The organism is Nocardioides endophyticus, assembly GCF_039543845.1.
GTDB classification, from domain to species: Bacteria; Actinomycetota; Actinomycetes; order Propionibacteriales; family Nocardioidaceae; genus Nocardioides; species Nocardioides endophyticus.
Genome location: NZ_BAABKN010000036.1, coordinates 163,951 through 188,155, shown reverse-complemented (window position 1 = coordinate 188,155; position 24,205 = coordinate 163,951). Strand labels below are relative to the sequence as shown.

General features: G+C 71.9%; 23 protein-coding genes. 8 read left to right on the top strand and 15 right to left on the bottom strand.

The features are described from left to right. From murD to mraZ, 9 genes are all read right to left on the bottom strand, one after another. Positions 1-1,461 carry a UDP-N-acetylmuramoyl-L-alanine--D-glutamate ligase gene (murD, locus tag ABEA33_RS25415; protein WP_345529906.1) on the bottom strand — a complete coding sequence of 487 codons (1,461 nt, stop codon included), beginning with the start codon at positions 1,459-1,461 and terminating at the stop codon, positions 1-3. Next, the gene (gene mraY / locus ABEA33_RS25410; protein ID WP_345529905.1) at positions 1,458-2,567 is read right to left on the bottom strand and encodes a phospho-N-acetylmuramoyl-pentapeptide-transferase; all 1,110 of its coding nucleotides are present in this window, start codon (positions 2,565-2,567) and stop codon (positions 1,458-1,460) included. The genes murD and mraY overlap by 4 nt, the downstream gene beginning before the upstream one ends. Further along, on the bottom strand, positions 2,564-3,958 hold the full coding sequence (locus ABEA33_RS25405; protein WP_345529904.1) for a UDP-N-acetylmuramoyl-tripeptide--D-alanyl-D-alanine ligase: 1,395 nt from the start codon (positions 3,956-3,958) through the stop codon (positions 2,564-2,566). The genes mraY and ABEA33_RS25405 overlap by 4 nt, the downstream gene beginning before the upstream one ends. A 5-nt stretch (positions 3,959-3,963) precedes the next feature. Beyond that, entirely contained in the window at positions 3,964-5,520 is a 1,557-nt protein-coding gene (locus tag ABEA33_RS25400; protein ID WP_425577477.1) for a UDP-N-acetylmuramoyl-L-alanyl-D-glutamate--2,6-diaminopimelate ligase, read from the bottom strand. 23 nt (positions 5,521-5,543) lie between these two features. Further along, positions 5,544-7,319, bottom strand: a complete 1,776-nt coding sequence (locus ABEA33_RS25395) for a peptidoglycan D,D-transpeptidase FtsI family protein (protein ID WP_345529903.1) — start codon at positions 7,317-7,319, stop codon at positions 5,544-5,546. A 51-nt stretch (positions 7,320-7,370) separates the two neighbouring features. Then, on the bottom strand, positions 7,371-7,934 hold the full coding sequence (gene ftsL / locus ABEA33_RS25390) for a cell division protein FtsL (RefSeq protein ID WP_345529902.1): 564 nt from the start codon (positions 7,932-7,934) through the stop codon (positions 7,371-7,373). Beyond that, complete coding sequence (gene rsmH, locus ABEA33_RS25385; RefSeq protein WP_345529901.1) at positions 7,931-8,890, bottom strand: 16S rRNA (cytosine(1402)-N(4))-methyltransferase RsmH; 960 nt, start codon at positions 8,888-8,890, stop codon at positions 7,931-7,933. The genes ftsL and rsmH overlap by 4 nt, the downstream gene beginning before the upstream one ends. An 82-nt stretch (positions 8,891-8,972) precedes the next feature. Next, on the bottom strand, positions 8,973-9,170 hold the full coding sequence (locus ABEA33_RS25380; protein WP_345529900.1) for a hypothetical protein: 198 nt from the start codon (positions 9,168-9,170) through the stop codon (positions 8,973-8,975). A 204-nt stretch (positions 9,171-9,374) separates the two neighbouring features. Then, a complete protein-coding gene (gene mraZ / locus ABEA33_RS25375) occupies positions 9,375-9,806 on the bottom strand; it encodes a division/cell wall cluster transcriptional repressor MraZ (RefSeq protein WP_345530054.1) in 432 nt (143 codons plus the stop codon). A 384-nt stretch (positions 9,807-10,190) separates the two neighbouring features. On the opposite strand from mraZ, the gene ABEA33_RS25370 reads away from it, so the two are divergent. From ABEA33_RS25370 to ABEA33_RS25360, 3 genes are read left to right on the top strand one after another with little or no spacing between them, the layout of a single operon-like run. Next, a complete protein-coding gene (locus ABEA33_RS25370; protein ID WP_425577476.1) occupies positions 10,191-11,174 on the top strand; it encodes an AAA family ATPase in 984 nt (327 codons plus the stop codon). A 47-nt stretch (positions 11,175-11,221) separates the two neighbouring features. Beyond that, complete coding sequence (locus ABEA33_RS25365; protein ID WP_345529899.1) at positions 11,222-12,496, top strand: DUF58 domain-containing protein; 1,275 nt, start codon at positions 11,222-11,224, stop codon at positions 12,494-12,496. Further along, the gene (locus tag ABEA33_RS25360) at positions 12,493-14,880 is read left to right on the top strand and encodes a transglutaminase TgpA family protein (protein ID WP_345529898.1); all 2,388 of its coding nucleotides are present in this window, start codon (positions 12,493-12,495) and stop codon (positions 14,878-14,880) included. Before ABEA33_RS25365 ends, ABEA33_RS25360 begins: the two co-directional genes overlap by 4 nt. A 100-nt stretch (positions 14,881-14,980) precedes the next feature. Here the strand turns inward: ABEA33_RS25360 and ABEA33_RS25355 are convergent, their stop codons facing one another. The 4 genes from ABEA33_RS25355 to ABEA33_RS25340 all read right to left on the bottom strand — a co-directional run bounded on the left by ABEA33_RS25355 (position 14,981) and on the right by ABEA33_RS25340 (position 17,344). Next, the gene (locus ABEA33_RS25355) at positions 14,981-15,418 is read right to left on the bottom strand and encodes a DUF3040 domain-containing protein (protein WP_345529897.1); all 438 of its coding nucleotides are present in this window, start codon (positions 15,416-15,418) and stop codon (positions 14,981-14,983) included. Positions 15,419-15,563: 145 nt separating this feature from the next. Beyond that, positions 15,564-16,286 (bottom strand): methyltransferase, encoded by a 723-nt coding sequence (locus tag ABEA33_RS25350; protein ID WP_345529896.1) that lies wholly within the window; start codon positions 16,284-16,286, stop codon positions 15,564-15,566. 19 nt (positions 16,287-16,305) lie between these two features. Further along, positions 16,306-16,740 carry an SAV_6107 family HEPN domain-containing protein gene (locus ABEA33_RS25345; protein ID WP_345529895.1) on the bottom strand — a complete coding sequence of 145 codons (435 nt, stop codon included), beginning with the start codon at positions 16,738-16,740 and terminating at the stop codon, positions 16,306-16,308. 154 nt (positions 16,741-16,894) lie between these two features. Continuing rightward, entirely contained in the window at positions 16,895-17,344 is a 450-nt protein-coding gene (locus ABEA33_RS25340) for a hypothetical protein (protein ID WP_345529894.1), read from the bottom strand. A 61-nt stretch (positions 17,345-17,405) separates the two neighbouring features. Here ABEA33_RS25340 and ABEA33_RS25335 point away from each other — a divergent pair, with 61 nt between their 5' ends. From ABEA33_RS25335 to ABEA33_RS25325, 3 genes are read left to right on the top strand one after another with little or no spacing between them, the layout of a single operon-like run. Next, a complete protein-coding gene (locus tag ABEA33_RS25335; protein WP_345529893.1) occupies positions 17,406-17,879 on the top strand; it encodes a YbaK/EbsC family protein in 474 nt (157 codons plus the stop codon). Next, complete coding sequence (locus ABEA33_RS25330; protein WP_345529892.1) at positions 17,879-18,235, top strand: ArsC/Spx/MgsR family protein; 357 nt, start codon at positions 17,879-17,881, stop codon at positions 18,233-18,235. The genes ABEA33_RS25335 and ABEA33_RS25330 overlap by 1 nt, the downstream gene beginning before the upstream one ends. Before the next feature lie 7 nt (positions 18,236-18,242). Next, positions 18,243-19,541 carry a phytoene desaturase family protein gene (locus tag ABEA33_RS25325; protein WP_345529891.1) on the top strand — a complete coding sequence of 433 codons (1,299 nt, stop codon included), beginning with the start codon at positions 18,243-18,245 and terminating at the stop codon, positions 19,539-19,541. Positions 19,542-19,638: 97 nt separating this feature from the next. Here the strand turns inward: ABEA33_RS25325 and metF are convergent, their stop codons facing one another. Continuing rightward, positions 19,639-20,529 carry a methylenetetrahydrofolate reductase [NAD(P)H] gene (gene metF, locus ABEA33_RS25320; RefSeq protein ID WP_345529890.1) on the bottom strand — a complete coding sequence of 297 codons (891 nt, stop codon included), beginning with the start codon at positions 20,527-20,529 and terminating at the stop codon, positions 19,639-19,641. 65 nt (positions 20,530-20,594) lie between these two features. Between metF and ABEA33_RS25315 the strand changes: the two genes are divergently transcribed. Next, positions 20,595-21,665 (top strand): polyprenyl synthetase family protein, encoded by a 1,071-nt coding sequence (locus tag ABEA33_RS25315; protein WP_345529889.1) that lies wholly within the window; start codon positions 20,595-20,597, stop codon positions 21,663-21,665. 13 nt (positions 21,666-21,678) lie between these two features. Here ABEA33_RS25315 and ABEA33_RS25310 read toward each other — a convergent pair whose 3' ends face one another. Then, positions 21,679-22,050 (bottom strand): Rv2175c family DNA-binding protein, encoded by a 372-nt coding sequence (locus ABEA33_RS25310; RefSeq protein ID WP_345529888.1) that lies wholly within the window; start codon positions 22,048-22,050, stop codon positions 21,679-21,681. Between the two features lie 121 nt (positions 22,051-22,171). Between ABEA33_RS25310 and pknB the strand changes: the two genes are divergently transcribed. Continuing rightward, a complete protein-coding gene (pknB, locus tag ABEA33_RS25305; protein ID WP_345529886.1) occupies positions 22,172-24,187 on the top strand; it encodes a Stk1 family PASTA domain-containing Ser/Thr kinase in 2,016 nt (671 codons plus the stop codon). The last annotated feature ends 18 nt before the right edge of the window (positions 24,188-24,205 follow it).

Genomic DNA, 24,205 nt, shown 5'->3' with positions numbered 1-24,205 from the left:
TCAGAGCCTGCGTCGTACGGCTTCTGCGAACGCGTCGCCGCGCTCGGCGTAGTTGGTGAACATGTCCATGGACGCGCATCCGGGAGCCAGCAGGACCGCGTCGCCGGGTCGGGCCAACTCGGCTGCGGCGCCCACGACACGCTCCATGGCATGCCCACCACCTACTACGCCAGTCTCGTCGTCGCCGACCACGATGACGGGCACATCGGGAGCGTGTCGCGAAAGCGCGTCGGCGATCACGTCGCGGTCCCGGCCGAGAAGTACGACGCCCCGCAGCCGGTCGCGCACGGCCAGCACGAGGTCGTCGAAGCGGGCGCCCTTGGCCAGGCCGCCGGCCACCCAGACGACGGAGTCGTAGGCGAGCAGCGAGGACTGCGCGGCGTGCGGGTTGGTGGCCTTGGAGTCGTCGACCCAGGTGATGCCGTCCCGCTCCCCCACGACGGCGATCCGGTGACCGTCAGGCTTGAAGGAGCGCAGCCCGTCGCGCACCGCCGCCTGGGACACCCCGTGCGAGCGGGCCAGTGCCGCCGCGGCCAGCGCGTTGGCGACGAAGTGCGGCGCGGGCGAGGCGAGGTCGGCGATCGTGCAGAGCTCGGCGGCGTTGCTGTCGCGCTGCTCGATGAATGCGCGGTCGGCGAGGATCTCCTCGACCAGGCCGACCATGCCGACGCCGGGCATGCCGAGCGTGAAGCCGACCGCGCGAGCGCCCTCGATGACGTCGGCCTCCCGGACCAGTCGCTCGGTCTCGGGGTCGGCGACGTTGTAGACGCAGGCGCGCTGGACGCGCTCGTAGATGCGGCCCTTGTCGGCGGCGTAGTCGCGCATCCCGCTCGGACCGGAGTACCAGTCCAGGTGGTCCTCGGCGACGTTGAGCACGGCGGCCGACTCGGCACTCATGGAGTCCGTGTAGTGCAGCTGGAAGCTGGACAGCTCGACCGCGAACACGTCGTACGGCTCGGGGTCCATCACCGCCTCGACGATCGGCAGGCCGACGTTGCCGACCGCGATGCTGCGCAGTCCCGCGGCTCGCAGGATCGAGTCGAGCATCTGCACGGTGGTGGTCTTGCCGTTGGTGCCGGTCACACACAGCCAGGGAGTGTCATGGTTCGGGTCACGCAGCCGCCAGGCCAGCTCGACCTCGCCCCACACGGGGATCCCGCGCGCCGCCGCCTGGGCGAGCAGCGGCGCGGTTGGTTTCCAGCCGGGCGAGGTGACCAGGACGTCGACGTCCTCGGGCAGCGTGGCGGTCGCACCCTCGCCGAGGCGTACGTCGGCGCCGAGCACCTCGAGCAGCTCGGCCTTCTCGGCCCGTTCGCCCGCGTCGGACTCATCGAGCGCGATGACGCTCGCGCCCAGGTGGTTGAGGTTGTCGGCTGCGGCGAACCCGGACACGCCGAAGCCGGCGACGACCGCGCGGACGCCCTCCCAGGAGTCGTGCCGACCGAGATTCTCAGGCGTCACAGTCGAGCGACCCACTCGGCGTAGAAGATGCCCAGACCGCCGGCGACGCACAGCCCGGTGATGATCCAGAAGCGGATCACGATCGTGACCTGCTCCCAGCCGAGCAGCTCGAAGTGGTGCTGGAGCGGGGCCATCCGGAAGACCCGGTGGCCAGGCTGGACCCGGAACACCTTGCGCACCAGGCCGGACCTTCGCGAGAGCTTGAAGAAGCCGACCTGGATCATCACCGACAGCGTGATCACGAGGAAGAGACCGCCGAGCACCACCAGCAGCAGCTCGGTACGGGTCAGGATCGCCAGGCCGGCGAGCGCGCCGCCGAGGGACAGCGAGCCGGTGTCGCCCATGAAGATCTGGGCGGGCGACGCGTTCCACCACAGGAAGCCGAAGCAGGCGCCGGTGAGCGCCGCCGAGATGATCGCGAGGTCCAGCGGATCTCGAACGTCGTAGCACAGCGGCGTGGGGTCGCTGCCGCAGAACTGGTTGCCCTGCCAGATGTTCACGATCATGTACGCCGCGAACACCATGGTGCAGGCGCCGGTGGCGAGGCCGTCGAGCCCGTCGGCGAGGTTCACGCCGTTGCTGGTGGCGACGACGATCAGCCAGATCAGCAGGACGGCGAGCGCCGTCGGCAGCGCCAGCCAGCTGATGTCCCGCAGGAACGAGATCTTCTCCGAGGCCGGCGTCACGCCGTTCTCGTCCTCGAGCCACGGCGACAGGGCGAGCACGCCGAAGATGACTGCGACCAGGGTCTGCCCGATCATCTTCGCCTTGCTGCGCAGGCCCAGGCTGCGTTGCTTGGAGATCTTGATGTAGTCGTCGAGGAAGCCGACGAGGCCCATCCCGACGAAGAGGAAGAGCAGCAGCAGGGCCGAGGCCGAGGGCGGCGTACGCGTGATCAGCAGCGCACAGAAGTAGCCGACCACGGTCGCCAGGATGATGACGACGCCGCCCATCGTGGGCGTGCCGCGCTTGGTGTGGTGACTGGTGGGTCCGTCGTCGCGGATCTCCTGGCCGTAGCCCCACTTGGTGAACAGGGTGATCGCGCCCCGGGTGCCGAGCAGCGAGATCAGCAGGGCCAGACCGCCGCCGAACAGGATTGCTCTCATGGCGTGTCCGCCCCTCCTTCCACGTGGTCTGCTCGGTCTCGGGCGAGCAGTTCCTCTGCGATCACCCACAGCGCGACACCGTTCGACGCCTTGACGAGGACGACATCCCGCGACGCGACATTCTTCCGCACCCAGGCCAGTGCCTCGTCGCGCCCCGCCGTGACGATCGCCTCACCGTGCCAGGGCGGGTCGGCGGAGCGCAGGCCGTCGGCGATGCCTGCGGCAGGCTCGCCGACCACGACGACCACGTCGATCCCGAGCGCCGCGGCCGCGCTGCCCACCTCGGCGTGACCCCCGTGGGCACTGTCGCCGAGCTCGCGCATCTCGCCGAGCACGGCGACGGTACGGCGCCCGCTGCGCCGGCCGATCACCGACAGCGCCTCGATGGCGGAGGTCGTCGACGCGGGGTTGGCGTTGTAGGAGTCGTTGATCACCAGCAGCCCGTCAGCACGCTCATGGAGCTCCATCCGCTTCGGGGACGATGCCGCGGCGGCGCTCAGACCCGTCGCGACCTGATCGATCGGCAGGCCGACGGCGACGGCCATCGCCGCGGCCGCCAGGGCGTTCTCGACCTGGTGGGAGCCGGTGTGCCGCAGCGCGACCGAGTGCCACGACCCCGCGTGACCGAGCTCGAACGACGGCCGGTCGAGGTCGTCGACCTCGACGTGGCGCGCGGAGACGTCGCCACCCCGCCCGAAGGTGAGGATGCGAGCGTCGGTGCGGGAGGCCATGGCGGCCACCAGCTCGTCGCCGGCATTGAGCACGGCGGTCCCACCGACCGGCAGCGCCTCGACGATCTCGCCCTTCGCCATCGCGATCGCGTCGCGCGAGCCGAACTCGCCGATGTGCGCCGTACCGACGTTGACCACGGCCGCGACCTCGGGCGGCGCGATCTCGCACAGGTAGGCGATGTGCCCGACGCCGCGGGCACCCATCTCGACCACGAGGTAGCGGGTCTGCGCGTCGGCGGCGAGCACGGTGAGTGGGACGCCGAGCTCGTTGTTGTGGTTGCCGGCGGTCGCGACGGTCGGGCCGGTCGCGGCGAGCAGCTGTGCCAGGTAGTCCTTGGTTCCGGTCTTGCCCTGTGAACCGGTCAGGGCCAGGACGGTGACGTCGGGGATCCGGTCGACGACGTGCCGGGCGAGCCGGCCGAGCGCCACGACCGGATCGGCGACCACCACGGTCGGCGCGCTGGTCTCACGGCTCCCGAGCACCGCGTGGGCACCGTCGGCATAGTCGTGGCCGTCGACGCGCTCACCGGCCACCGCGACGAAGAGACCGTCGGCGAGGGCCGCCCGGGTGTCGACGTACGCCGGTCCGCTCACCACGACGTCGGCGACGTCGGGGCGCACGGTGCCGTCCACGGCGTCGGCGATCTCCCGCAGGGTCATCGGGATCATTCGGTGTCCCCCCGGAAGCGCGAGCGCAGCGAGCGGTCGCTCGGGACGTCGAGCTCCTCGCGGACGACGTCGCGGTCGTCGAACGGGTGCACGACACCGTCGATCTCCTGGCCGGTCTCGTGACCCTTCCCGGCGATCAGGACGATGTCCCCCGCCCGAGCCATCCGGACCGCCTCCCGGATCGCGGCCCGCCGGTCGCCGAGCTCGATCACCTCTGCAGCCGGTTCGCTGATGCCCGCCAGCATCGCGGCGCGGATGGCGGCCGGGTCCTCGGTGCGCGGGTTGTCGTCGGTGATGACGAAGACGTCGGCGAGCCGGGCGGCGATCTCGGCCATGAGCGGGCGCTTGCCGGGGTCCCGGTCCCCCCCGGCTCCGAGCACCACGATCACCCGACCGTCGGTGAGCGGGCGCAGGGTCCGGATCGCCGCGGCGACGGCGTCCGGCTTGTGCGCGTAGTCCACGACGACGGCGAAGTCCTGGCCTGCGTCGACCCGCTCGAGGCGGCCCGGGACTCCTCCGCCGTCGGCGATGCCGGCCGCGACCACGGCCGGGTCCAGGCCGGCCTCCCCGGCCGCAGCCACCGCGGCCAGCGTGTTGGACACGTTGAAGTCTCCGGGCAGCGGGCAGCCGGCGGAGATCCGGTCCCCGGCGGGCGTGGTGATGACGAACGCCGACCCCTCGGCCGTCAGCTCGACGTCGGAGACGCGCCAGTCGGCGTCGGCTCCGTCCGTGGAGAAGGTGCGCAGCGGGATCGTGGCGCGCTCGAGGAGCAGCCGGCCGTGCTCGTCGTCCACGTTCACGAGACCGAGCCGCGCGCGCTGCGGGGTGAAGAGGGACGCCTTGGCGTCGAAGTAGTCATCGATGTCACGGTGGAAGTCGAGGTGGTCACGGCCGAGGTTGAGGAAGACCGCGACGTCGAAGACGACGCCGTCGACCCGGCCCATCACGAGCGCATGGCTGGAGACCTCCATCGCGCAGGTCGTGACGCCACGCTCACGCATCATCGCGAAGAGCCCGTGCAGGTCCGGTGCCTCCGGTGTAGTCAGCGCCGTCTTCACGTCCGCGCCGGCGACCCGGGTGCCGACGGTGCCGATCACCGCCGCCGTGGCCCCGGTCTGGGTGAGCCCGCCCTCGAGCAGGCGGGTCGTGGTGGTCTTCCCCTGGGTGCCGGTCACCCCGATCATCCGCATCGCCGCCGCAGGTTCGCCGTACACCCGGGCGGCCAGGCGGCCGAGGACGGCCCGTGGGCTGTCGACGACCAGGATCGGCACGTCGACGTCCGCTCGCTCCGCACCGACCGCGTCTGTCAGCAGCGCGACCGCACCGGACTCGACCGCGGCACCGGCGAAGTCCACGCCGTGCGCCCGGGCGCCGGGCAGCGCTGCGTACAGGTCGCCGGGTCGGACCCGCTGCGAGGAGAGCGAGATGCCGGTCACGCTGAGGTCGCCGAGCGTGCCCCGTACGTCGGCACCCAGCCATGCGACAAGAGTCGCGAGCGAGGTGCGCACCGGGTTCGCCGGCCGCGTCACGGCCACCACGTCGTCGCTCACCAAGTGAACCTATCGCTGGACGACCGTCACCAATCGACGGGGAGGCGGGAGGGCTGCGTGCCCGTGGGTGGTACGCCGTAGCGGCGGAGTGCGTAGCTCATGATCTTGGAGAACGCCGGGCCGGCGACCGAGCCACCGCCGCCGCCGTTGCCGGGGTTCTGGACCACGACGTAGATCGTGAAGCGCGGGTCGTCGGCCGGGGCGAAGCCCGCGAAGGAGACGGTGTCGGTGCCGTCGTAGCAGCCGCACTCGGCGCCGACCCGCTGGGCGGTGCCGGTCTTGCCGGCGACCCGGTAGCCGGGCACGGCGGCGCCGGGAGCGACTCCCACGTCGGGGTCGACCACCCGCTCCATCATCAGCATCGTCTGGTGCGCGGCCTTGGCGCTGATCACGCGCTTGCGGGTGGCGTGGTCGGTGCCGACCTGCTTGCCGTCGTCGGTCGTCGCCGAGCCCTCGATCACGTTGGGCGAGATCCGCACGCCGCCGTTGGCGATCGTGTTGACGGCGGCGGCCATCTGCGCGCCGTTGACCGAGACCGACTGGCCGAAGGCGATGCGGTCCTGCATCTGGTGGGTCCACGTGTTGCCGGGCGGCAGCAGGCCGGGCGTCTCGCCACGCACGCCGATGTCGGTGCGCTGGCCGAGCCCGAACTGGCGCAGGTAGGCGTCGAGCTGGCCCTGCTTGAACTTGTCGGCCGCGAGCACCGTGCCGATGTTGGACGACTTCGCGATCACGCCGGCGAGCGTGAGCGGGATCGTGCCGTGCGGGAACCAGTCGCCGATCGCGCGGTCCTCGCGCTTGAGCTCCGGGGGCACCACGATCTTGGTCCGCGGCGAGACGAGGCCGAGGTCGATCAGCGAGCTGACGGTCAGCACCTTCTCGACCGAGCCCGGCTCGTAGACGTCCTGCAGGGCGCGTGAGCCGAGGTCTGCCTTCGGGGAGGCGGTCGCGTTGTTGGCGTCGTACGTCGGGTAGTCGGCGACCGCCAGCAGCTCCGCGCTGCGCGTGTCCATCACGATCGCGAAGCCGGACTCGGCGCCGGAGTCCTCGACGGTCTGGCGGAGCACGCGCTGGGTGTACCACTGCAGGTCGAGGTCGAGGGTGGTCTTCAGGTCCTTGCCGTTGACCGCGTCGGTGACGGTGCTCTCGCCGAGCGGGAGCCGGTTGCCGCCGCCGACCTCGTAGCGGGCGGACCCGTCGGTGCCGGAGAGCTGCTTGTCGAAGGTCCGCTCGAAGCCGGCCAGCGGCTCGTCGGTGCCGATGAAGCCGACCAGGTTGGCGCCTACGTCGCCCGCGGGGTAGTCGCGCACCGGGTCGCGGCGGGTGTCGAGGCCCTTGAAGTCGTGGCGCTTCGCCTCTTCTATGACCTCCGTCGCGATGGTGGACGGCACCCGACGGGCGATGTACTCGAACCGCGCCTCCGTGCCGTCGATCTCGTGCTCGCGGAGCTTGGCCAGCGTCGTGGGGTAGTCGACGTTCAGCTTCCGGTAGAGGAACGTCGCGATCTCCGCGGCGTCCGGCGCGGTCAGCCTCGGGTCCGCGACCACCATCAGGCCGTCGACGGAGTCGGCGAGCGGCTCGCCGTTGCGGTCGAGGATGTCGCCGCGCGCGGCCGGCAGCACGACGTTGCGCTGGCCGGCCGCGGCCGCCATCTGCGCGTAGGAGTTGGGGTCGAGCCCCTGCAGCTGCACCAGCCGTGCGCCGAAGACGGACAGCAGCATCGCGATCACGACGAACCCGACGCGCAGCCGCAGCTGCGGCGATCCCCGCCGGGTGCCGCGGGGCGACGTGGTCGCGGGCAACGGCTGCTCCTCGGTCAGGGTCGGGCGGGTGACAGGTGGGACTGGTGTGAACTAGCGGCTCTTCTTTTTACCGTCTCGCACGGCCCGGTCGGCGTTGCCGGCGGCCGTGTCGCCCGCCGAGTTGCCGCTCGTGGCTGAGGCCTCGACCCGGACGACCTTCGTCTTCGGGTTGAGCTCGGCCGGCTTGACGGGAGGTCGCCCGTTGATCCGCAGCGGGTTCGGGTCGGAGCACGGAGCGCCGGTCACCTTGCCGGTGCCGAGCTGCAGGAAGGCCGGGCTGCACGCCTGGACCATCCCGAGCTTGAGGGCGGCGCCGGCGATCCGCTGGGGGTTGCGCAGCCGCTCGAGGTCCATCGACAGGCTCTGCTCGCGAGCGGCGAGGCGGGTGGACTGCTGCTCCAGGGCGGTGGTGGCGAACGAGGCCTGCTGCATCGAGGTGTTGAAGAGGAGCAGCCCGACGACGCCACCGAGCAGCACCATCGAGACCAGGGCGAGGAACGGCGCGCGGCCGGCCGCCGTACGCCGTCGCGGAACGACGGTGAGGCGGGCGCGCTCGACGGCGCTCCCGGCGAGCCGTGGGATCCGGGACCGGACCTGCATCGCGGGTGTGCTCATGCCACTGCTCCCTCTCGCACTCGCTCGATCACGCGGAGCCGCACCGACGCGGCGCGTGGGTTCTCTGAGATCTCGTCCGGGCTCGCCTTCTCGCTGCCCCGGGTGACCAGGCGCAGCGCCGGCTCGTGCCCCTCCGGCACGAAGGGCATGTCGACCGGGACGTCGCTGCGGGTTGCGGCGACGAACGCCTGCTTGACCAGCCGGTCCTCGAGCGAGTGGTAGGACTCGACGACCACGCGGCCCCCGACGTTGATCGCGTTGATCGACGCGGGCATCGCCCGGCGCAGCACGGCCAGCTCGTCGTTGACCTCCATGCGCAGCGCCTGGAAGGTGCGCTTGGCCGGGTGTCCCCCGGTGCGACGTGCGGGCGCGGGGATCTCGGCGTAAAGGAGCTCGACCAGCCGGCCCGAGCGAGTGAAGGGCCCCTTGGCCCGCTCGCGCACGACCGCGGCGGCGATCTTGCGGGCGAACTTCTCCTCGCCGTACTCACGCAGGATGCGGGTCAGGTCGGCGGGCTCGTAGGTGTTGAGGACCTCGGCGGCCGTGATGCCGACGGTGCCGTCCATCCGCATGTCGAGGGGTGCGTCCTCGGCGTACGCGAAACCACGCTCGCGGACGTCGAGCTGCATGGAGGAGACGCCGAGGTCGAAGAGCACCGCGTCGACCGCCGACAGGCCGAGGTCGTCGAGGACGTCCTCGATCTCGTCGTAGACCGCGTGCACGCCGGTGAACCGGTCGCCGTACGGCGCCAGGCGCTTGCTCGCGAGCTCGAGGGCCTGCGGGTCCCGGTCGATCCCGATCACGCGGGTCGCCTCGATCCGCGAGAGCACGGCCTCGCTGTGCCCGCCGAGGCCGAGGGTGGCGTCGACCAGCACCGAGCCGGGGCGGTCCAGGGCGGGCGTCAGAAGAGCGACGACCCGGTCCAAGAGGACCGGGACGTGAGAGGGGACGCTCACGCGCGTACTCGCTTCGCTCCGTGCGCGCGCGAGGCACGAGCTGGGCTGCTTGGGATGATGAGCTCGCTGCGCTCGCTCATGTTCAGGCCTGTCGCGCCGCGAGTGCGAGGAGCAGGAAGGCCACCGCGACCCCGACCGACGTGGCCGCCGAGAACACCATCAAGGTGGCCGCGTCGCGGGCCTGCTGCCGCACCCGAGGTGCCGGACCTGGCGCGGGACCCGGTGTGGAGCCTGTCGGCTCGGTGGTGTGCGGCGACGGTGCCGCGGAGGCGATGCTCATGTGGATCTCGACCCTCGATGTGGTGGTGCTGGGGAAGTACTCGAGTGAGGTGTTGTGCGATCCGCCTGACCAGGTCCCTGCCCGCTCCCGAAGGAAGGTGACATCTGGAACCGGGGAAGGTGCCCCAGATGTCGCGGGAGCGGGCTCGAGACCTCGTCCTGCGGATCGCTCTGTAGTTCGGTGAAGCGTCAGTTCGGTGAAGCGTCAGTTCGGTGAGGCTGGTTGCTCGTCGAGCTCGGCGAACTTCTCCTGCGCTCCGGTGGAGTACTCGCGCCAGCGGGCCGGATCCCAGATCTCGATCCGGTCCATCACGCCGATCACGACGACGTCGCGCTCCAGCGCGGCGTACTCCCGCAGCGTGGCCGGGATGCCGATCCGGCCCTGCTTGTCCAGCGATCCCTCGTCGGCCCCGGCGAAGAGGATGCGGGCGTAGTCACGCGCACCACGCACCGTCATCGGCGTGGCCTGGGCTCGCCGGGCCTCCTCCATGAAGACGTCCGTCGGCCACACGACGAGGCAGTTCTCCTGTCCCTGTGTGACCACGAGCCCCTCCGACAGTCGGTCCCTGAACTTGGCGGGGAGGAACAGCCGGCCCTTGTCATCGAGCTTCGGGGTGTAGGTGCCCATGAAGAACACGAGCACCACTCCCTTCCTCCACTGCGCTCCACATTACTCCACATTCCACCACCGTCAACCACTTCACGCGTGTTGCGGCGCCGTTTTCCGGCGTACGGCGGCCTCGGCGTGCTCCGGGCCGCGCCTGCGCTCCTCGAGCACTAGACGCGTTTGCGCAGGTCAGAAGGGGTACGGCGACCCGCTCGATGTTCGGGTGGTGTGCCGGTGGGGAGTTCTGGTGCGGGTGGTGGGGCGTGGTGGGGAGTTCGTCGCAACCAGAACCTGATCCCGGGAGTCAGATGCGTGGGAGCCGCCGGGCCACGTAGGTTTCCCTCCACGACTTACGGTGGGGACACAGCGATGGCCGCGTCATACGACGCGGTCGGGCAGCGGGGAAGGGACGACGTGGACAGTTCTGCGGGCGGCGGAGTGACGGGCGGGGCCGACCTCGAGACCTTGGCGAGGGTCGTCGGCAGGGTGCGGGCCAACATCGAGCGGGTGATCGAGGGCAAGCCCGACGTGGTCTCCTCCGCGCTCACCGTGCTCATCGCCGAGGGTCACCTGCTGATCGAGGACGTGCCCGGGGTCGGCAAGACCATGCTGAGCAAGGCGCTGGCGCGCAGCATCGACTGCTCGGTGCGCCGGATCCAGTTCACCCCGGACCTGCTGCCCTCCGACGTCACCGGCGTCTCGGTCTTCAACCAGAACACCCGCGAGTTCGAGTTCCGCCCCGGCGGGATCTTCGCCAACATCGTGGTCGGCGACGAGATCAACCGCGCCTCGCCCAAGACGCAGTCCGCGCTCCTGGAGTGCATGGAGGAGCGTCAGGTCACGGTCGACAACAACACGTACTACCTCGAGCAGCCGTTCATGGTGATCGCGACCCAGAACCCGATCGAGATGGAGGGCACCTACGCCCTCCCCGAGGCCCAGCGCGACCGGTTCATGGCGCGAGTCTCGGTCGGCTACCCGGTCGAGGCCGCCGAGATCGCGATGTTGAGCTCGCACACCGGGGCCAACCCGCTCGACGACCTCGAGCCGGTCACCGACGCCGCGGAGCTGCGCAAGCTGATCGGCATCGTCAACCAGGTCCACGTCTCGACCGCGGTGCAGCGGTACGCCGTCGCCATCAACGCCGCCACCCGTCGCTCCGAGGAGCTCTCGCTGGGCGCCTCGCCCCGTGCGACGCTGCACCTGGTCCGCGCCGCGAAGGCGGTCGCCGCGATGGACGGCCGCGACTACGTGCTGCCCGACGACGTACACCGCCTGACCCGTCCGGTGCTCGCCCACCGGCTGCTGCCGAGCGTCGAGGCCGCGATGAGCGGCCGGTCGACGACCGCGATCCTGGACGCCATCGTCGCGGCCGTGCCCGTACCCGACGCCCGCTGACGACGGGGAGCCGGTCCTGATGAGTCAAGGCTGACGAGAGAAGGCTGATGAGAGAGGCTCTGGCCGGGATGACCGTCCGCGGGCGGGCGTTCCTGGCTGCCGGTGTGACCGCGATCGTCTGCGCCGTCATCCTCGACCAGGCCACGCTCGCGCGAGTCGGTGTGCTGCTGCTGGCTCTGACCCTGCTGACCGTGGCCGCCCTCGCGCGCAACCGCTACCGGCTGACGCTGGTGCGCACGGTGGCACCGCAGCTGGTCTCGGCCGGCCAGTCGGCGCGGGTCACGCTCGCCCTTGCGAACGACGGCCTGGCGCCCAACGGCGTCCTCCTCCTCGAGGACCAGGTGCCCTATGTCCTGGGCACCCGGCCTCGGTTCGTGCTCGAGGGCATCAGCCAGGGGTGGCGGCACTCCGTGAGCTACCAGGTGCGCTCCGACGTACGCGGCCGCTTCGAGATCGGACCGATGTCGGTGCGGGTGAGCGACCCGTTCGGCTTGGTCGAGCTGGGCCGCACCTTCCGCACCACGGTGCCGTTGACGGTGACCCCCCGCACGGTCCCGCTCCCCCACATCCCGCTCGGCGGCGCCTGGACGGGCTCCGGCGACAACCGCCCGCGCGCGTTCGCGACGGGCAGCGCCGAGGACGTGACCGTTCGGGAGTACCGCCAGGGCGACGACCTGCGCCGCGTCCACTGGCGCAGCTCGGCCAAGCTCGGCGAGCTGATGGTTCGCCGCGAGGAGCAGCCGTGGCAGTCGCGGGCGACGCTCTTCCTCGACAACCGCGGCGTCGCCCACCGGGGCCAGGGCATCGCGTCGTCGCTGGAGGCGGCGGTGTCGGCGGCCGCGTCGATCGCCGTACACCTGACACATCGCGGCTTCGCCGTCCGCCTCGTCACGGCGACCGGCGAGGAGTCCGGCAGCGCCTGGCACGTCCGCGGCGCGGACCTCAACACCGGCCCCCTGCTCGAGTCGCTGGCCGTCGTACAACCGGTCTCGCAGCCGCGGCTCGAGACCGGGTGGCTCGGCGAGGGCGCCCATGGCGGCCTCACCGTCGCCGTCTTCGGTGCCGTCGAGACGACCGACCTGCCCGTGCTGCGGCGGATGCAGCACCACGCCGGCTCCGCCGTGGCGGTGGCCGTCGACGTCAACGCCTGGATCGGTGCTCCCGCGGCGGATGGAACGACCCGGATCCTGGCCCAGCAGGGCTGGCGGGCCGCCGCCCTGCGCCCCCGCGACCGGCTCGAGGCCGTCTGGCAGGAGCTCGCCCACACCAGCACCCAGAGCTCGCGGGTGCAGAGCTCGCGCCAGGAGGGGGTGGCGACATGAGCCGCTCGCGGGGTCACCTGAGCACCAACATCCTCGTCGCCCTCGTCGCGGCGGGCACCACCTGGCTCGCGATGTCGGCGTGGCGCGACCTGACCGTCACGCCCGGCAGCTTCCTCAACCCGTTGCTGCTGCTCGCCGCGGTGGTCGCCGGCACCGGCACCGCAGCGCGGTGGTGGCGCTGGCCGGGACCGCTGGTCGTCCTCTTCCAGCTCGCGGTCACCGGGGTCCTGACCAGCCTCCTGCTGACGGGCTCGCCACTGCCGATCGGCGGGGCCTGGTCCGAGCTCACCGCGACGATCAGCGACGCGATGGACACCGCGCAGGGTTTCGCGGCCCCGGTGCCGGCCGAAGCGCCGCCGGTCGACCCACTGCTGATCCTCGGGGGCCTCGCCTGCCTCCTGCTCGTCGACCTGCTCGCCTGCACCCTGCACCGGGCGCCGTTGGCCGGGTTGCCGCTCCTGGCCGTCTTCACGATCCCGGTCGGGATGGTCGGGGACGCGGTCAGCTGGTGGATCTTCGCCGTGACGGCAGTGGGCTTCCTGTTCCTGCTCTTCCTCCAGGAGAGCGACCAGGTGTCGCGCTGGGGACGCCCGCTCGGCATCGACCAGGAGACCGGCGACCCGATCGCCTTCGGCGGCGGCGCGTCCACCGTGCGCGGCACCGCCGGGCTCGTCGGCGGAGCGGCCACGGCGCTCGCCGTGCTCCTCCCGGTCCTGATCCCGGCGACCGGCGTGCACCTCTTCGACTTCGGACCGGGCGGCGGCGGGGGTGACGACATCCGGGTCGACAACCCGGTGGCCGACCTGGTCCGCGACCTCAGGCAGGGTGAGGACATCCCGCTGATCCGGGTCACGACCAACGACCCCGACCCGTCGTACCTCCGGATCCTGACGCTCACCCGCTTCAACGACGCCGAGTGGAGCCCCGGCAACCGTGAGGTGCCGTCGGACCACCTCGCCGACGGCCAGATGCCGCCTCCCCAGGGCGTCTCCGCGGACGTCAGCCGCAAGGAGTACCCGTACGACGTGTCGGTGCTGCCTGACTTCGACTCACGCTGGCTGCCGACCCAGCCGCCGATCAGCCGCGTCGTGGCCGACGGCAACTGGCGCTACGACGACAAGACGATGGACTTCATCGCCGGAGACGACGACCTGAGCGCCGCCTCGCTGAACTACTCGATGACCGCCGTCGACCTCGACCTCACCTCCGAGCGGCTGGCCGACGCCGGGCCTCCGGCCGGCAAGGTCAGCGACATCTTCACCGACCTGCCCGATGACCTGCCGCCGATCGTGCACGACCTGGCGGTACAGGTCACCCAGGACGCGACCACACCGTACGAGAAGGCGGTCGCCTTGCAGAACTGGTTCCGCGACGACGGCGGCTTCACCTACTCGCTCGACCAGGCGCCGAGCGGCAACGGCAGCGACGCGCTTGTCGAGTTCCTGTCCGACGGACCCGGGGGCCGGACCGGCTACTGCGAGCAGTTCGCCTCGGCGATGGGCGTGATGGCGCGGGAGCTCGGCATCCCGGCCCGGCTCGGGATCGGCTTCCTGAACCCGGACCCCGACGGGCCGAACAGCTGGGTCTACAGCAGCCGCGACATGCACGCATGGCCCGAGCTCTACTTCGACGGTGCCGGCTGGGTGCGGTTCGAGCCGACGCCGTCCGGGCGCGCCGAGGACGTGCCGGGGTACACCGTCCCCGGCTCCGGCGCGGAGGAGGGGCCCAGCGACTCGCCGTCCGCCTCGGCGAGCACATCGGGACCGGTGCAGCCGAGTCGGCCGCGCGACAGCGAGAGCGCGGCGGCCGCGGCCGACGACGAGGCCAGTGCCGGCCCCGGCATCGCGTGGCTGCCGGTGCTCGGTGGTCTGGGCGGGCTGCTCGTGGTCGCCGGCGGCCTGCTGCTGCCCCGGACGCTCCGGTCGCGACGGCGCGAACGGCGCCTGTCGTCGGGCTTCGCGGAGCCGATCTGGGCGGAGCTGCACGACACCGCCGTCGACCTCGGCGTCCCCTGGCCGCGAAGCCGGTCGCCCCGGGCCACCCGGGCCGTGCTCGTCGAGCACTTCGGCGCGCCCGTCGGACCCCAGACGGCCGAGCGTCCGACGCACGGGCCCCAGCTCGCCCCCGAGGCAGTGAGCGCTCTCGACCGCCTCGTGCACACGCTCGAGCTGGACCGCTACTCGCGCTCCGGTGCGACCTTCGACCCGGTGCGGCTGCGCGCCGACGGCGAGGCGTGCGTCGCCGCCCTCGCGGGCGGCGCTCCGCGATCCGCCCGACGCCGGGCCGCCTGGTGGCCGCGCACCGTCCTGTCATCGCGCCGCCGCCGTACCTCCCCCGGCACCCTCGAGGCGAAGTTCGGCGGGGTCGTCGATCACGTGACGTGAGGCCGCATGGTCGGGGTAGTCCGCTGGCCTGAAACGAGAACGACCCGGCCGAGGATCTTGGCCGGGTCTACAGTGGATTCGTGCGCCTGGCGCGTCCTTGCTAGAACCCGCCGGAGTCTCGACGGCGGTTCCAGCGCTCGTTCATCCGGTCCATGAAGGAGCCGTGCGAGGCGGAGGAGCGCGATCGCTTGGTACGACGACCACCGTCGATGACGGTGAAACCGCCGCGGCTGGGGTGGCTCGCGCGGGGGTCGGCAGCGGCGGGGCCGTGCTGACCACGCAGCGACGCGAGCGCCACGGTGGCCGCGACCAGCATCACCACGAAGCCGGCGATGCCGAGCACCGGGATGCTCGCGACGGCACCGGTCATCAGGACCGCGACACCGCCAGCGAAACAGACGCCCGCGATGATCGCCCGGCGACGGGCGGACCGGCGGAAGGCCGTGCCGCGCAACGTCGAGGCGAACTTGGGGTCTTCCTCGACGAGGGCGCGCTCCATCTGCTCGAGCAGTCGGAGCTCCTCTTCCGAGAGTGGCACCGTTCCTCCCCAGGGTCATCGCCGGACAGATCTTCTCCGGCGACACCAAGTCTAGGCAGCGGCTGGGCATCCCGGTAGCCGGGATCGGTAATTTACCCCGGTAACAATCCGGACAACGGTCCCTGCCCATGCCGGCAGCACAGGCTCAGCGCGCCATCAGGTGCAGCTGGGCCGCCAGCGGCAGGTACTCCGGGCGCTCGGAGACGGTTCGTTCGAGGTCGACCAGGGCGGCCGTGGCACCGGGTTCGAGGTCGAGCAGGGAGCCCGGGACCAGGTCGGCGAACACGCGTACGCCGTGGACGGACTCGACCGCGAAACCCGCAGCGAAGACCACTGCGGTCACCTCGTCGGCCGTGAAGCGGTGGCCCGCGCGACCGTCGCGCTCCCCCGGTCCGGCATCGAGCAGCGCCTTCGCCTGCGCGAAGTGGCCGGCCATCGCCCGGGCGACCACGGCCGCGTGCCGCTGGGCGACCAGCAGGCTGAGGACACCACCGGGGCGCAGCACCTGACGCAGGGTCGCCAGGGCGGCGGCCGGGTCGTCGACGACCTCGAGCACGCCGTGACACAGCACCAGGTCGGCGCTGCTGGGCCCGGTGACCTCCAGCAGCGACGACAGATCGCCTTGCTGTGCGGAGACCTCGACCGAGAGCTCGCGGGCACGTCGGGCCAACGCCGCCAGCGCGTCCGGGCTGGGGTCGACGACCGTGACCCGCGCCCCGAGCTCGGCGACCCGGACCGCGAAGCCGCCGGTGCCGCCGCCGATGTCGAGGACGTCGGCACCCGCTGAGACGTGCGGTCGTACGGCATCCCAGACGACGGAGGTGCGAGCCGCCGAGCGGCGTTCGCTGGGCCGGGCGCTGTCGGTCATGCGCCAACCCTAGAGGGCTTCAGCCCGCGCGCACCGCCGCAGCCCGGATCTCCAACGGCAGGTGCGGCACCAACCCGAGGGAGCGCTCGATCACCGCCAGGAACCGGTCGGCGTCGCGGACCAGGTCGTCGGCCTCCCGCTCGGCGACCACTCGGCTCGACCCGGCTTCGGCCGCGGCCCGCTTGGCGGCGCCGCCGGCGAAGAAGGTGGCCCACTCGCTGAGCTCGGGCGCCACCTCGGTGAGCAGCACCCAGGCATTCTTCTGCGGACGCCGGCCGCGGCTGGCCGCGGGGCGGGCGCGCGCCGACAGCAACGCGGCCGCTGCCCGCAGCGCCGCCACGTGGGCGCAGGCGTAGCGGACAGGAGCCTCGGTCGCGGCGACGGCCTCGCTCAGCGACTCGGCCGCACGGGCGAGGTAGGAGTGGGTGGTCGCGGGCAGTGCGTAGGGGTTCATCGGGCACCTCTCCGGGTAGCGCCGGCCCGGCGGAGGCGAGGGTCGAGGTCACCTCCGCCGAACCGCGTTCGAACACATGTTCGAACGCCATCAAGGTACACCCGCCCTCCGACACCGCGTCAAGAGTGCGGACGAAGCCGACGCAGATGACGCGTCAGGTGCCGGCGGGCTCGGCGGCCGGCTCGCGCAGGTACGCCGAGGTGTCACGGTGCCAGAGCGCACCGACAACGCCCGCCTGGATCACCAGGCCGAGGACCGACAGCACCACGAAGAGCGTCGGCGGTCCGATCCGGAGGGTGGCCAGGGTGCTCAGCGCCATCAGCACCACCGTCACGGTGAGCGCTGCTCGAGCCCACCCGTGCCGGGAGCGGAAGAACTCCATCAGGACGAGGGCGAGCAGGGCCACCACGATCAGCATGACGACCACGACCGGCACGATCGCCGGCGGCTCCACCGATCCCGAGTTCACGCGGCCCGACTTCCACGCGTCCGTCAGCTCGCTCTTGAAGACGAGGGACAGGAGCGCGATCACTCCCGACAGCACGACCAGTGCCCAGGTCATCCACACCGCCATCGTCACCGATGCGGGCCGGTCCTGACTCATGCGTCTCCTCCTCGTCACCGGTCGCGCTCCTGGGGCAGCACGCTGCCCTAGGGTCTCGACCATGAACACCGAACACCCGTCGATCACCCGCTTCCGCGACGACCACACGCGACGTGGCGGCACCGGTGAGATCGTCATCCTGCCCGACTCGGTGCACACCGCGGCGCTCGCGGCCGAGGCTCTGGGGTGCGAGGTCGGTGCGATCGCGAACAGTCTGCTCTTCGACGCCGACACGACGCCGGTGCTCATTCTGACGTCGGGTGCCCACCGCGTCGACACCACCAAGGTCGCGACGGCGCTCGGTGTGAGCAAACTCAAGCGGGCGACGCCGGACTTCGTGCGCGAGCACACCGGCCAGGTGATCGGCGGAGTCTCCCCCATCGGCCACCCGGCTCCGGTGCCGACGTACCTCGATCCCTGGCTGCGCACGTACGACGTCATCTGGGCCGGCGCCGGGCACCCGGCCGCCGTCTACTCCACGACGTACGACGAGCTCGTGGCGATGACCGGGGCGCCCGAGATCGAGGTCGAGTGATGGAGATCTGGCTCAACCCGGCGTGCTCGAAGTGCCGCACGGCCGTCGCCGAGCTCGACCGGGCCGGGGTCGACTACACGGTGCGCCGCTACCTCGACGAGCCGCCGACCGTCGACGAGCTCGGTGCCGTCATCGAGCGGCTGGGCCTCGAGCCGTGGGACGTCGCTCGTCCGAAGGAGGCGCGCGAGGAGGGCATCGACCTGCCGAGGGACGCCGAGCACCGCGCCGAGTGGCTGGCCGCGCTGGCGGCGCATCCGCGGACGATCCAGCGACCGATCATCACGGCCGCGGACGGCACCACCGTCGTGGGTCGCGACGAGGGCTCGCTCGCGCGCGTCATCGACGCGGAGGCCTGAGCACCCGATGGCACGGGTGGTGGTGGTCGGCGGCGGCTTCGGCGGCTTGGCGGCGTCCCTCCGGCTGGCCAAGCTCGGACACGAGGTCACCCTGGTCGAGCGCTCGGCCGGCCTGGGCGGGCCGCTGTCGGAGGTGACCGCAGGCGAGTTCGCCTGGGACGCAGGACCGACGTACACGCTGCTGCCCGCCGTCCTGCGCGACCTCTTCCGCAAGTCCGGCCGGCCGATCGAGCGTGAGCTGGAGCTGGTGCCGCTCGATTGCATCCGCGAGCACCGGTTCGCCGACGGCTCGTCGGTCGTGGTGCCGAGCGGGCGGGCGGGCCAGCTCGCAGCGTTCGACGGGCTCAGCCGCGGCCTCGGGCAGCGGTGGGTCGACCACGTCGCGTCGTACGCCGACGACTGGGAGGTGCTGCGCCGGGGCTATCTCGAGAATCCCTGGTCGCCGGACGACCTGCCCCGCAACCTGGCCGCGCGGCTCGACAGCCGGGAGATGCTCTTCAAGCGGCTGAAGAAGACCTTCAAGGACGAGCGGCTGCGGCTGGTGGCGGGGCACCCGTTCGTCGCCGAGGGACACGACCTTCGCAACGTGCCGGCGTGGGCGGGCTCGACGGCGTACGTCGAGCAGCGGTTCGGCGCCTGGACCGTCGAGGGCGGGATGGCCCGGCTCGGCGCCGCGCTCACCGACCGGCTGACGACGCGGAAGGTCACCACCCTGACCGGCACGAAGGCGACCGACCTCGTCGTCCGCGACGGCCGGGTCGTTGCCGTGGAGACCAGCGTCGGCTCGCTCGACGCCGACGTCGTCGTGTGCGCCGTCGACCCGCGCGGGCTGCCCGCGCTGGCGGCGTACGTCGCGCGCACCATGCCGGCGATCCCGCCGGTGGTCGCACACCTGGGGCTGGAGGGTGACCTGCCGGACCTGCCGCATGAGCTGGTGCTCCACGGCGAGGCCACGCTCGTCGTGCGCACCGGGGGGCGGGCTCCTTCCGGCGCGTCGACGCTGACGGTGCACGGGCGTGGTCGACTCTCCGAGGACATCCTGCGCGCGCTGGCGCGGCACCGGATCGACGTCCGCAAGCAGGTGGTGGAGCGGGTCGACCTCAGCCCGCGCGAGCAGGTCGAACGCTGGGGAGGCTCACCCATGGGCGTGCTGTGGCAGGGCCGCGCGACCGTGCGTCAGCGGCTCGGGCCGCGCACCCCGATCGCCGGCGTGTACGCCGCGGGCGCCCACGCCACTCCCGGGGCCGGGCTGCCGTTCGTGGGGCTGTCGGCCGCGCTGGTGGCGGCTGAGGTCGGGCCGGCGTAGGTGGTCGCGTCGGGATAGCCACGGACGATCTGGTTGCCTCCGGGACCGCCGCACGACCATTTCGTCCGTGGGTACGCCGCCGACGCCGCGGCCGAGCTCAGACCGACATGTTGAGGGCGGCGAAGATCTCGCGCGTCGCCTTCGACCGGTTCAGCGTGTAGAAGTGCAGGCCCGGCGCGCCGCCGGCGAGCAGCTCGTCGCACAGCTCGACCGCGATCTTGATGCCCTCGGCGCGTACGGCGACCGGATCGCCCTCGTGGGCGGAGATCCGGTCGATGATCTCGGCCGGCACCTCGGTGCCGATCAGCTCACCCTGGCGACGGATCGCGTTGAGGTTCAGGATCGGCATGATGCCCGGCAGGATCGCGATGTCGACCCCGCGGGCCCGGACCCGCTCGACCAGCGCGAAGTAGTCGGACGCGCGGAAGAACATCTGGGTGACGGCGAACTCCGCACCGGCCCGCGCCTTCGCGACCAGTACGTCGGCGTCGTGGTCGAGCGACTCGGCCGACGGGTGGCCCTCCGGGAACGCGGCCACCCCGACGCTGAACTCGTGGCGAGCGCTCGCCATCTCGACGAGCTCCTGGGCGTAGTTGAGCCCGCCCTCGGTCGGCGCCCACTCGGCCCGGGGACCCTCGGCCGGGTCGCCCCGCAGGGCCAGCACGTTGTGCACGCCGGCTTCGGCGTACGCGTCCAGGATGCCCTCGAGCTCCTCGCGGGTGTGGCCGACGCAGGTGAGGTGGCCGAGCGGCGTCAGCGAGGTCTCCGTCGCGATCCGGCCGGTGACCCGGACCGTGGTCTCGCGGGTGGAGCCGCCGGCGCCGTACGTCACGGAGACGAACGTCGGGCGGTAGGGCTCGAACTCGCTGATCGCCTGCCACAGCTGGACCTCGCCGGCCTCGTCCTTCGGCGGGAAGAACTCGAAGGAGAACGACCGCTCGCCGGCTCGGATGAGGTCGCCGATCCGCGGTGCCTGCGTGTTCGCCATACGCAACAGTCTAAGGACGGGGACCACTCATCCGGCATCGTCGTCCACTGGTTAGTCTCGTGGCCGTGACGGCGAACGGGTGGGACAGCGCCGGGTTCCGCGCCCGCGTCCAGGGTGCGCTCGACGCCTTCATCGACCAGCAGGCGGCCCTGCTGGAGCCGCTCGGCAGCGACGCCGTCCGGCTGGTGGCCGAGGCCCGTACGTCGGTCAGCGGCGGCAAGCGCTTCCGGGCGTCGTTCTGCTACTGGGGCCACCGCGCCGTGGCTCCGACGCCGGCCGACGAGGACGCCCTGGTCCGCGCCTGCGCCTCGCTCGAGCTCCTGCACGCCAGTGCGCTCGTCCACGACGACCTCATGGACGCCTCGGACACGCGTCGCGGCCGTCCCGCCACGCACCGCGCGTTCGAGGCCGAGCACCGCGCGGCCGGTTGGCGCGGCGACCAGGAGCAGTACGGCGCGGCCGCGGCGGTCCTGCTCGGTGACCTGCTGTTGAGCTGGGCCGACGAGCTGCTGCGCCGCTGTGGCCTGCCGATCACCCAGGTCGCTCCCGCTCTCGAGGTGTTCGACCGGTGCCGGTCAGAGGTGATCACCGGGCAGTTCCTCGACGTCTCGGTCCAGGCGCGCGGCCACGCGGACGTCGATGCCGCGATGACCGTGCTGCGCTACAAGTCGGCCAAGTACTCCATCGAGCGTCCGCTCCACATCGGTGCCGCGCTCGCCGGCGCCTCCCCGTCGACGATGCGGGCGCTGACCGAGTACGGCCTGCCGCTGGGTGAGGCGTTCCAGCTGCGCGATGACCTGCTCGGCGTCTTCGGCGACCCGGACTCCACCGGCAAGCCCGCCGGCGACGACCTGATCGAGGGCAAGCGCACCGTCCTGGTCGCCCTTGCCCTCGACGGCGCCTCCGCCTCGGACGCCGCGCTCCTCGACCGGTCCCTCGGCACCGACCTCTCCCCCGACGAGATCGCCGAGCTGCGCCGGATCATCGACTCCTCCGGCGCGGCCGCCCAGGTAGAGGCGGTCATCGACGAGCTGGCGACCCACGCCGTACGGTCCCTCGACCGGGCCGGCCTCGACGAGCACGCCACCGAGGTGCTGCGCGGGCTTGCTGCGTCGGTGACCAGTCGGACCGTGTGAGACCCCGCCGACGCTAGAGCGAGATTGCCTGGGCACGCCGCTTGACCTCGGAGCCGCGGTTCTCGCGCAGCGCGTCGATCGGGCGACCGGGGTAGTCGTCGTCGGTGAAGATCCAGGCGATGCACTCGCGGTCGTCGTACCGACCGTCGTGGAGGATCGTCAGCAGGCCGGGCAGGCCCTTGACGACCAGTCCGTCCTGGATGAAGTCCGCGGGGACCTGCTGACCCGCACCCGGCGACGGGACCGCCGCGGCGAGCTCGTGCTCGCGGATCATCGTGCGCACCTTGCCGACGGTCACACCGAGGGCCTCGGCCGTGGCCGCCCAGTCCAGCCAGGCCGGGACCAAGGCGGCGAGGTCGGCTTCGGCGAGTCGCGAAATGTCCATGACACCAGTGTTCCACCCGCCGGCTCGCCACGCCGCACCGCCGCCCAACAGGCCTGCGGCGTACGCCGTCCGTACGATTGGGCCACCGGATCCTTCCCCGTCCGGCCACAGGAGGGTCGCTGTGCAGCGAGACGAGCACGGAGATCGGCGCGCCCGCGCAGGCGGCGCCGATGCCGCACCCGACCCCATGACCGGTCGGCTCCTGGACGGTCGCTACCGGATCGGCTCGCGGATCGCCCGCGGTGGCATGGCCAGTGTGTACGAGGCCACCGACCTCCGGCTGGACCGCACCGTCGCGGTGAAGGTGATGCACCCCGGGCTCGGCGACGACAACGAGTTCGCCGAGCGGTTCGTGCGCGAGGCACGCGCGGCGGCCCGGCTGTCGCACCCCAACGTGGTCGCGGTCTACGACCAGGGCGACGACGAGGGCACCGTCTTCCTGGCGATGGAGCTGATCCCCGGCCACACCCTGCGCGACGTCATCCGCAAGGAGAGTCCGATGTCGCCGGCGAAGGCGCTGGCCGTCATGGAGCCGGTGCTCTCCGCACTCGCCGCCGCGCACCGGGCCGGCCTCGTGCACCGCGACGTCAAGCCCGAGAACGTCCTGATCGCCGACGACGGCCGCGTGAAGGTCGCCGACTTCGGGCTGGCCAAGGCGGTCAGCACCGACACCCAGCACACCGCGACCGGCGGCGTGCTGATCGGCACGGTCTCCTACCTCGCCCCAGAGCTCGTCATCAGCGGCCGCGCGGACGCCCGCGCCGACGTGTACGCCGCGGGTGTGGTCCTCTTCGAGCTGCTCACGGGCACCAAGCCCCACGAGGGCGAGACGCCGATCCAGGTCGCCTACAAGCACGTCCACGAGGACGTCCCGCCGCCGTCGACCTTCGAGCCCGGGCTCCCGGCGTACGTCGACGCGCTGGTCGCCCGCGCCACGGCCCGCGACCGCGAGCTGCGCCCTGCCGACGCCGCGGTGCTGCTCCACCAGGTGCACCGGGTCAGCCACGCGCTCGCCGAAGGCGTGCTCGACGACGCCGACCTGACCGCCGACCTGACGCCGCTGCGAATGCAGGTCGAGGCGGTGGAGGCGCCAGGACCGGATGACACGGCTCCGGAGCCCTTCGACAGTCGTGAGTTCGCGACGCTGACCGCCCCGATCCGCACGGTCAGCGAGCCCGCGCCCACACCTCCACGCCCCGCGCCGCCACGCCCACCGGCACCGAAGGCCGAGCCGCCGGGTCGCCGTCGGTCGCGCAAGGGGCTCGTCCTGCTGATCGTGGCGCTGCTGCTCCTCGTCGCGGGCGGTGCCGGCGCCTGGTGGTTCCTCGACGGCCGCTACACCTCGACCCCGGGCGTCCTCGGGATGACCCAGAAGGCCGCCGAGCGCGAGCTCGAGGCGGCCGGACTCGACCCGAAGGCGGGCGACCCGGCGTACTCCGAGACCGTCGAAGCGGGCCGGGTCGTGTCCACCGACCCCGACCCGGGCTCGAAGGTGCTCGACGGCGGCACCGTCACGATCACGCTCTCGCTCGGCAAGGAGCGGTACGACGTACCCGTGCTCAAGGATCTGACCGAGGACGAGGCGCAGGACGCGCTGACGACCGGCCACCTCGGGTTCGGCACCACCACCGAGAAGTGGTCCGACACGGTCGCCGCCGGCATCGTCATCTCCAGCTCGCCCAAGGCGGGCACCACTCTGCGCCCCGACGCCCCGGTCGACCTGGTCGTCAGCAAGGGCCCGAAGCCGGTCAAGCTCCAGGACTGGGTCGGCAAGGACGCCGACGACGCCAAGGAGTGGTTGAAGGACAAGGGACTCAAGGGCAAGGTCTCCAAGGAGGAGTACTCCGACGACGTCGACGAGGGCGACGTGATCTCGATGGATCCGCCCGCCGGCACCACCGTGCACCGTGGCGACACGGTGTCGTTCGTGGTCTCCAAGGGCCCCGAGCTGGTCGAGGTCCCGTCGGTGCGCGGCCAGGGTGTGGCGGCAGCGACCGAGACGCTGGAGAACCTCGGGTTCAACGTCGAGACCCACGACGCCCCGGGCTCGCTGGGGCTCGGGTTCGTCTTCTCGCAGTCCCCCGGCGGTGGCGAGATGGTCCGGCCGGGCTCGACCATCAGCCTGAGTCTGATCTGACCGCACAGCCCGGATAGG

What these genes read in the sequence shown, in the direction of transcription:
- mraY (WP_345529905.1), bottom strand. Translation starts at nt 2,567, where the DNA reads ATGAGAGCAATCCTGTTCGGCGGCGGTCTGGCCCTGCTGATCTCGCTG.
- ABEA33_RS25405 (WP_345529904.1), bottom strand. Translation starts at nt 3,958, where the DNA reads ATGACCCTGCGGGAGATCGCCGACGCCGTGGACGGCACCGTGCGCCCC.
- ftsL (WP_345529902.1), bottom strand. Translation starts at nt 7,934, where the DNA reads ATGAGCACACCCGCGATGCAGGTCCGGTCCCGGATCCCACGGCTCGCC.
- ABEA33_RS25380 (WP_345529900.1), bottom strand. Translation starts at nt 9,170, where the DNA reads ATGAGCATCGCCTCCGCGGCACCGTCGCCGCACACCACCGAGCCGACA.
- ABEA33_RS25365 (WP_345529899.1), top strand. Translation starts at nt 11,222, where the DNA reads ATGAGAGAGGCTCTGGCCGGGATGACCGTCCGCGGGCGGGCGTTCCTG.
- ABEA33_RS25360 (WP_345529898.1), top strand. Translation starts at nt 12,493, where the DNA reads ATGAGCCGCTCGCGGGGTCACCTGAGCACCAACATCCTCGTCGCCCTC.
- ABEA33_RS25350 (WP_345529896.1), bottom strand. Translation starts at nt 16,286, where the DNA reads ATGACCGACAGCGCCCGGCCCAGCGAACGCCGCTCGGCGGCTCGCACC.
- ABEA33_RS25345 (WP_345529895.1), bottom strand. Translation starts at nt 16,740, where the DNA reads ATGAACCCCTACGCACTGCCCGCGACCACCCACTCCTACCTCGCCCGT.
- ABEA33_RS25340 (WP_345529894.1), bottom strand. Translation starts at nt 17,344, where the DNA reads ATGAGTCAGGACCGGCCCGCATCGGTGACGATGGCGGTGTGGATGACC.
- ABEA33_RS25335 (WP_345529893.1), top strand. Translation starts at nt 17,406, where the DNA reads ATGAACACCGAACACCCGTCGATCACCCGCTTCCGCGACGACCACACG.
- ABEA33_RS25330 (WP_345529892.1), top strand. Translation starts at nt 17,879, where the DNA reads ATGGAGATCTGGCTCAACCCGGCGTGCTCGAAGTGCCGCACGGCCGTC.
- ABEA33_RS25325 (WP_345529891.1), top strand. Translation starts at nt 18,243, where the DNA reads ATGGCACGGGTGGTGGTGGTCGGCGGCGGCTTCGGCGGCTTGGCGGCG.
- metF (WP_345529890.1), bottom strand. Translation starts at nt 20,529, where the DNA reads ATGGCGAACACGCAGGCACCGCGGATCGGCGACCTCATCCGAGCCGGC.
- ABEA33_RS25310 (WP_345529888.1), bottom strand. Translation starts at nt 22,050, where the DNA reads ATGGACATTTCGCGACTCGCCGAAGCCGACCTCGCCGCCTTGGTCCCG.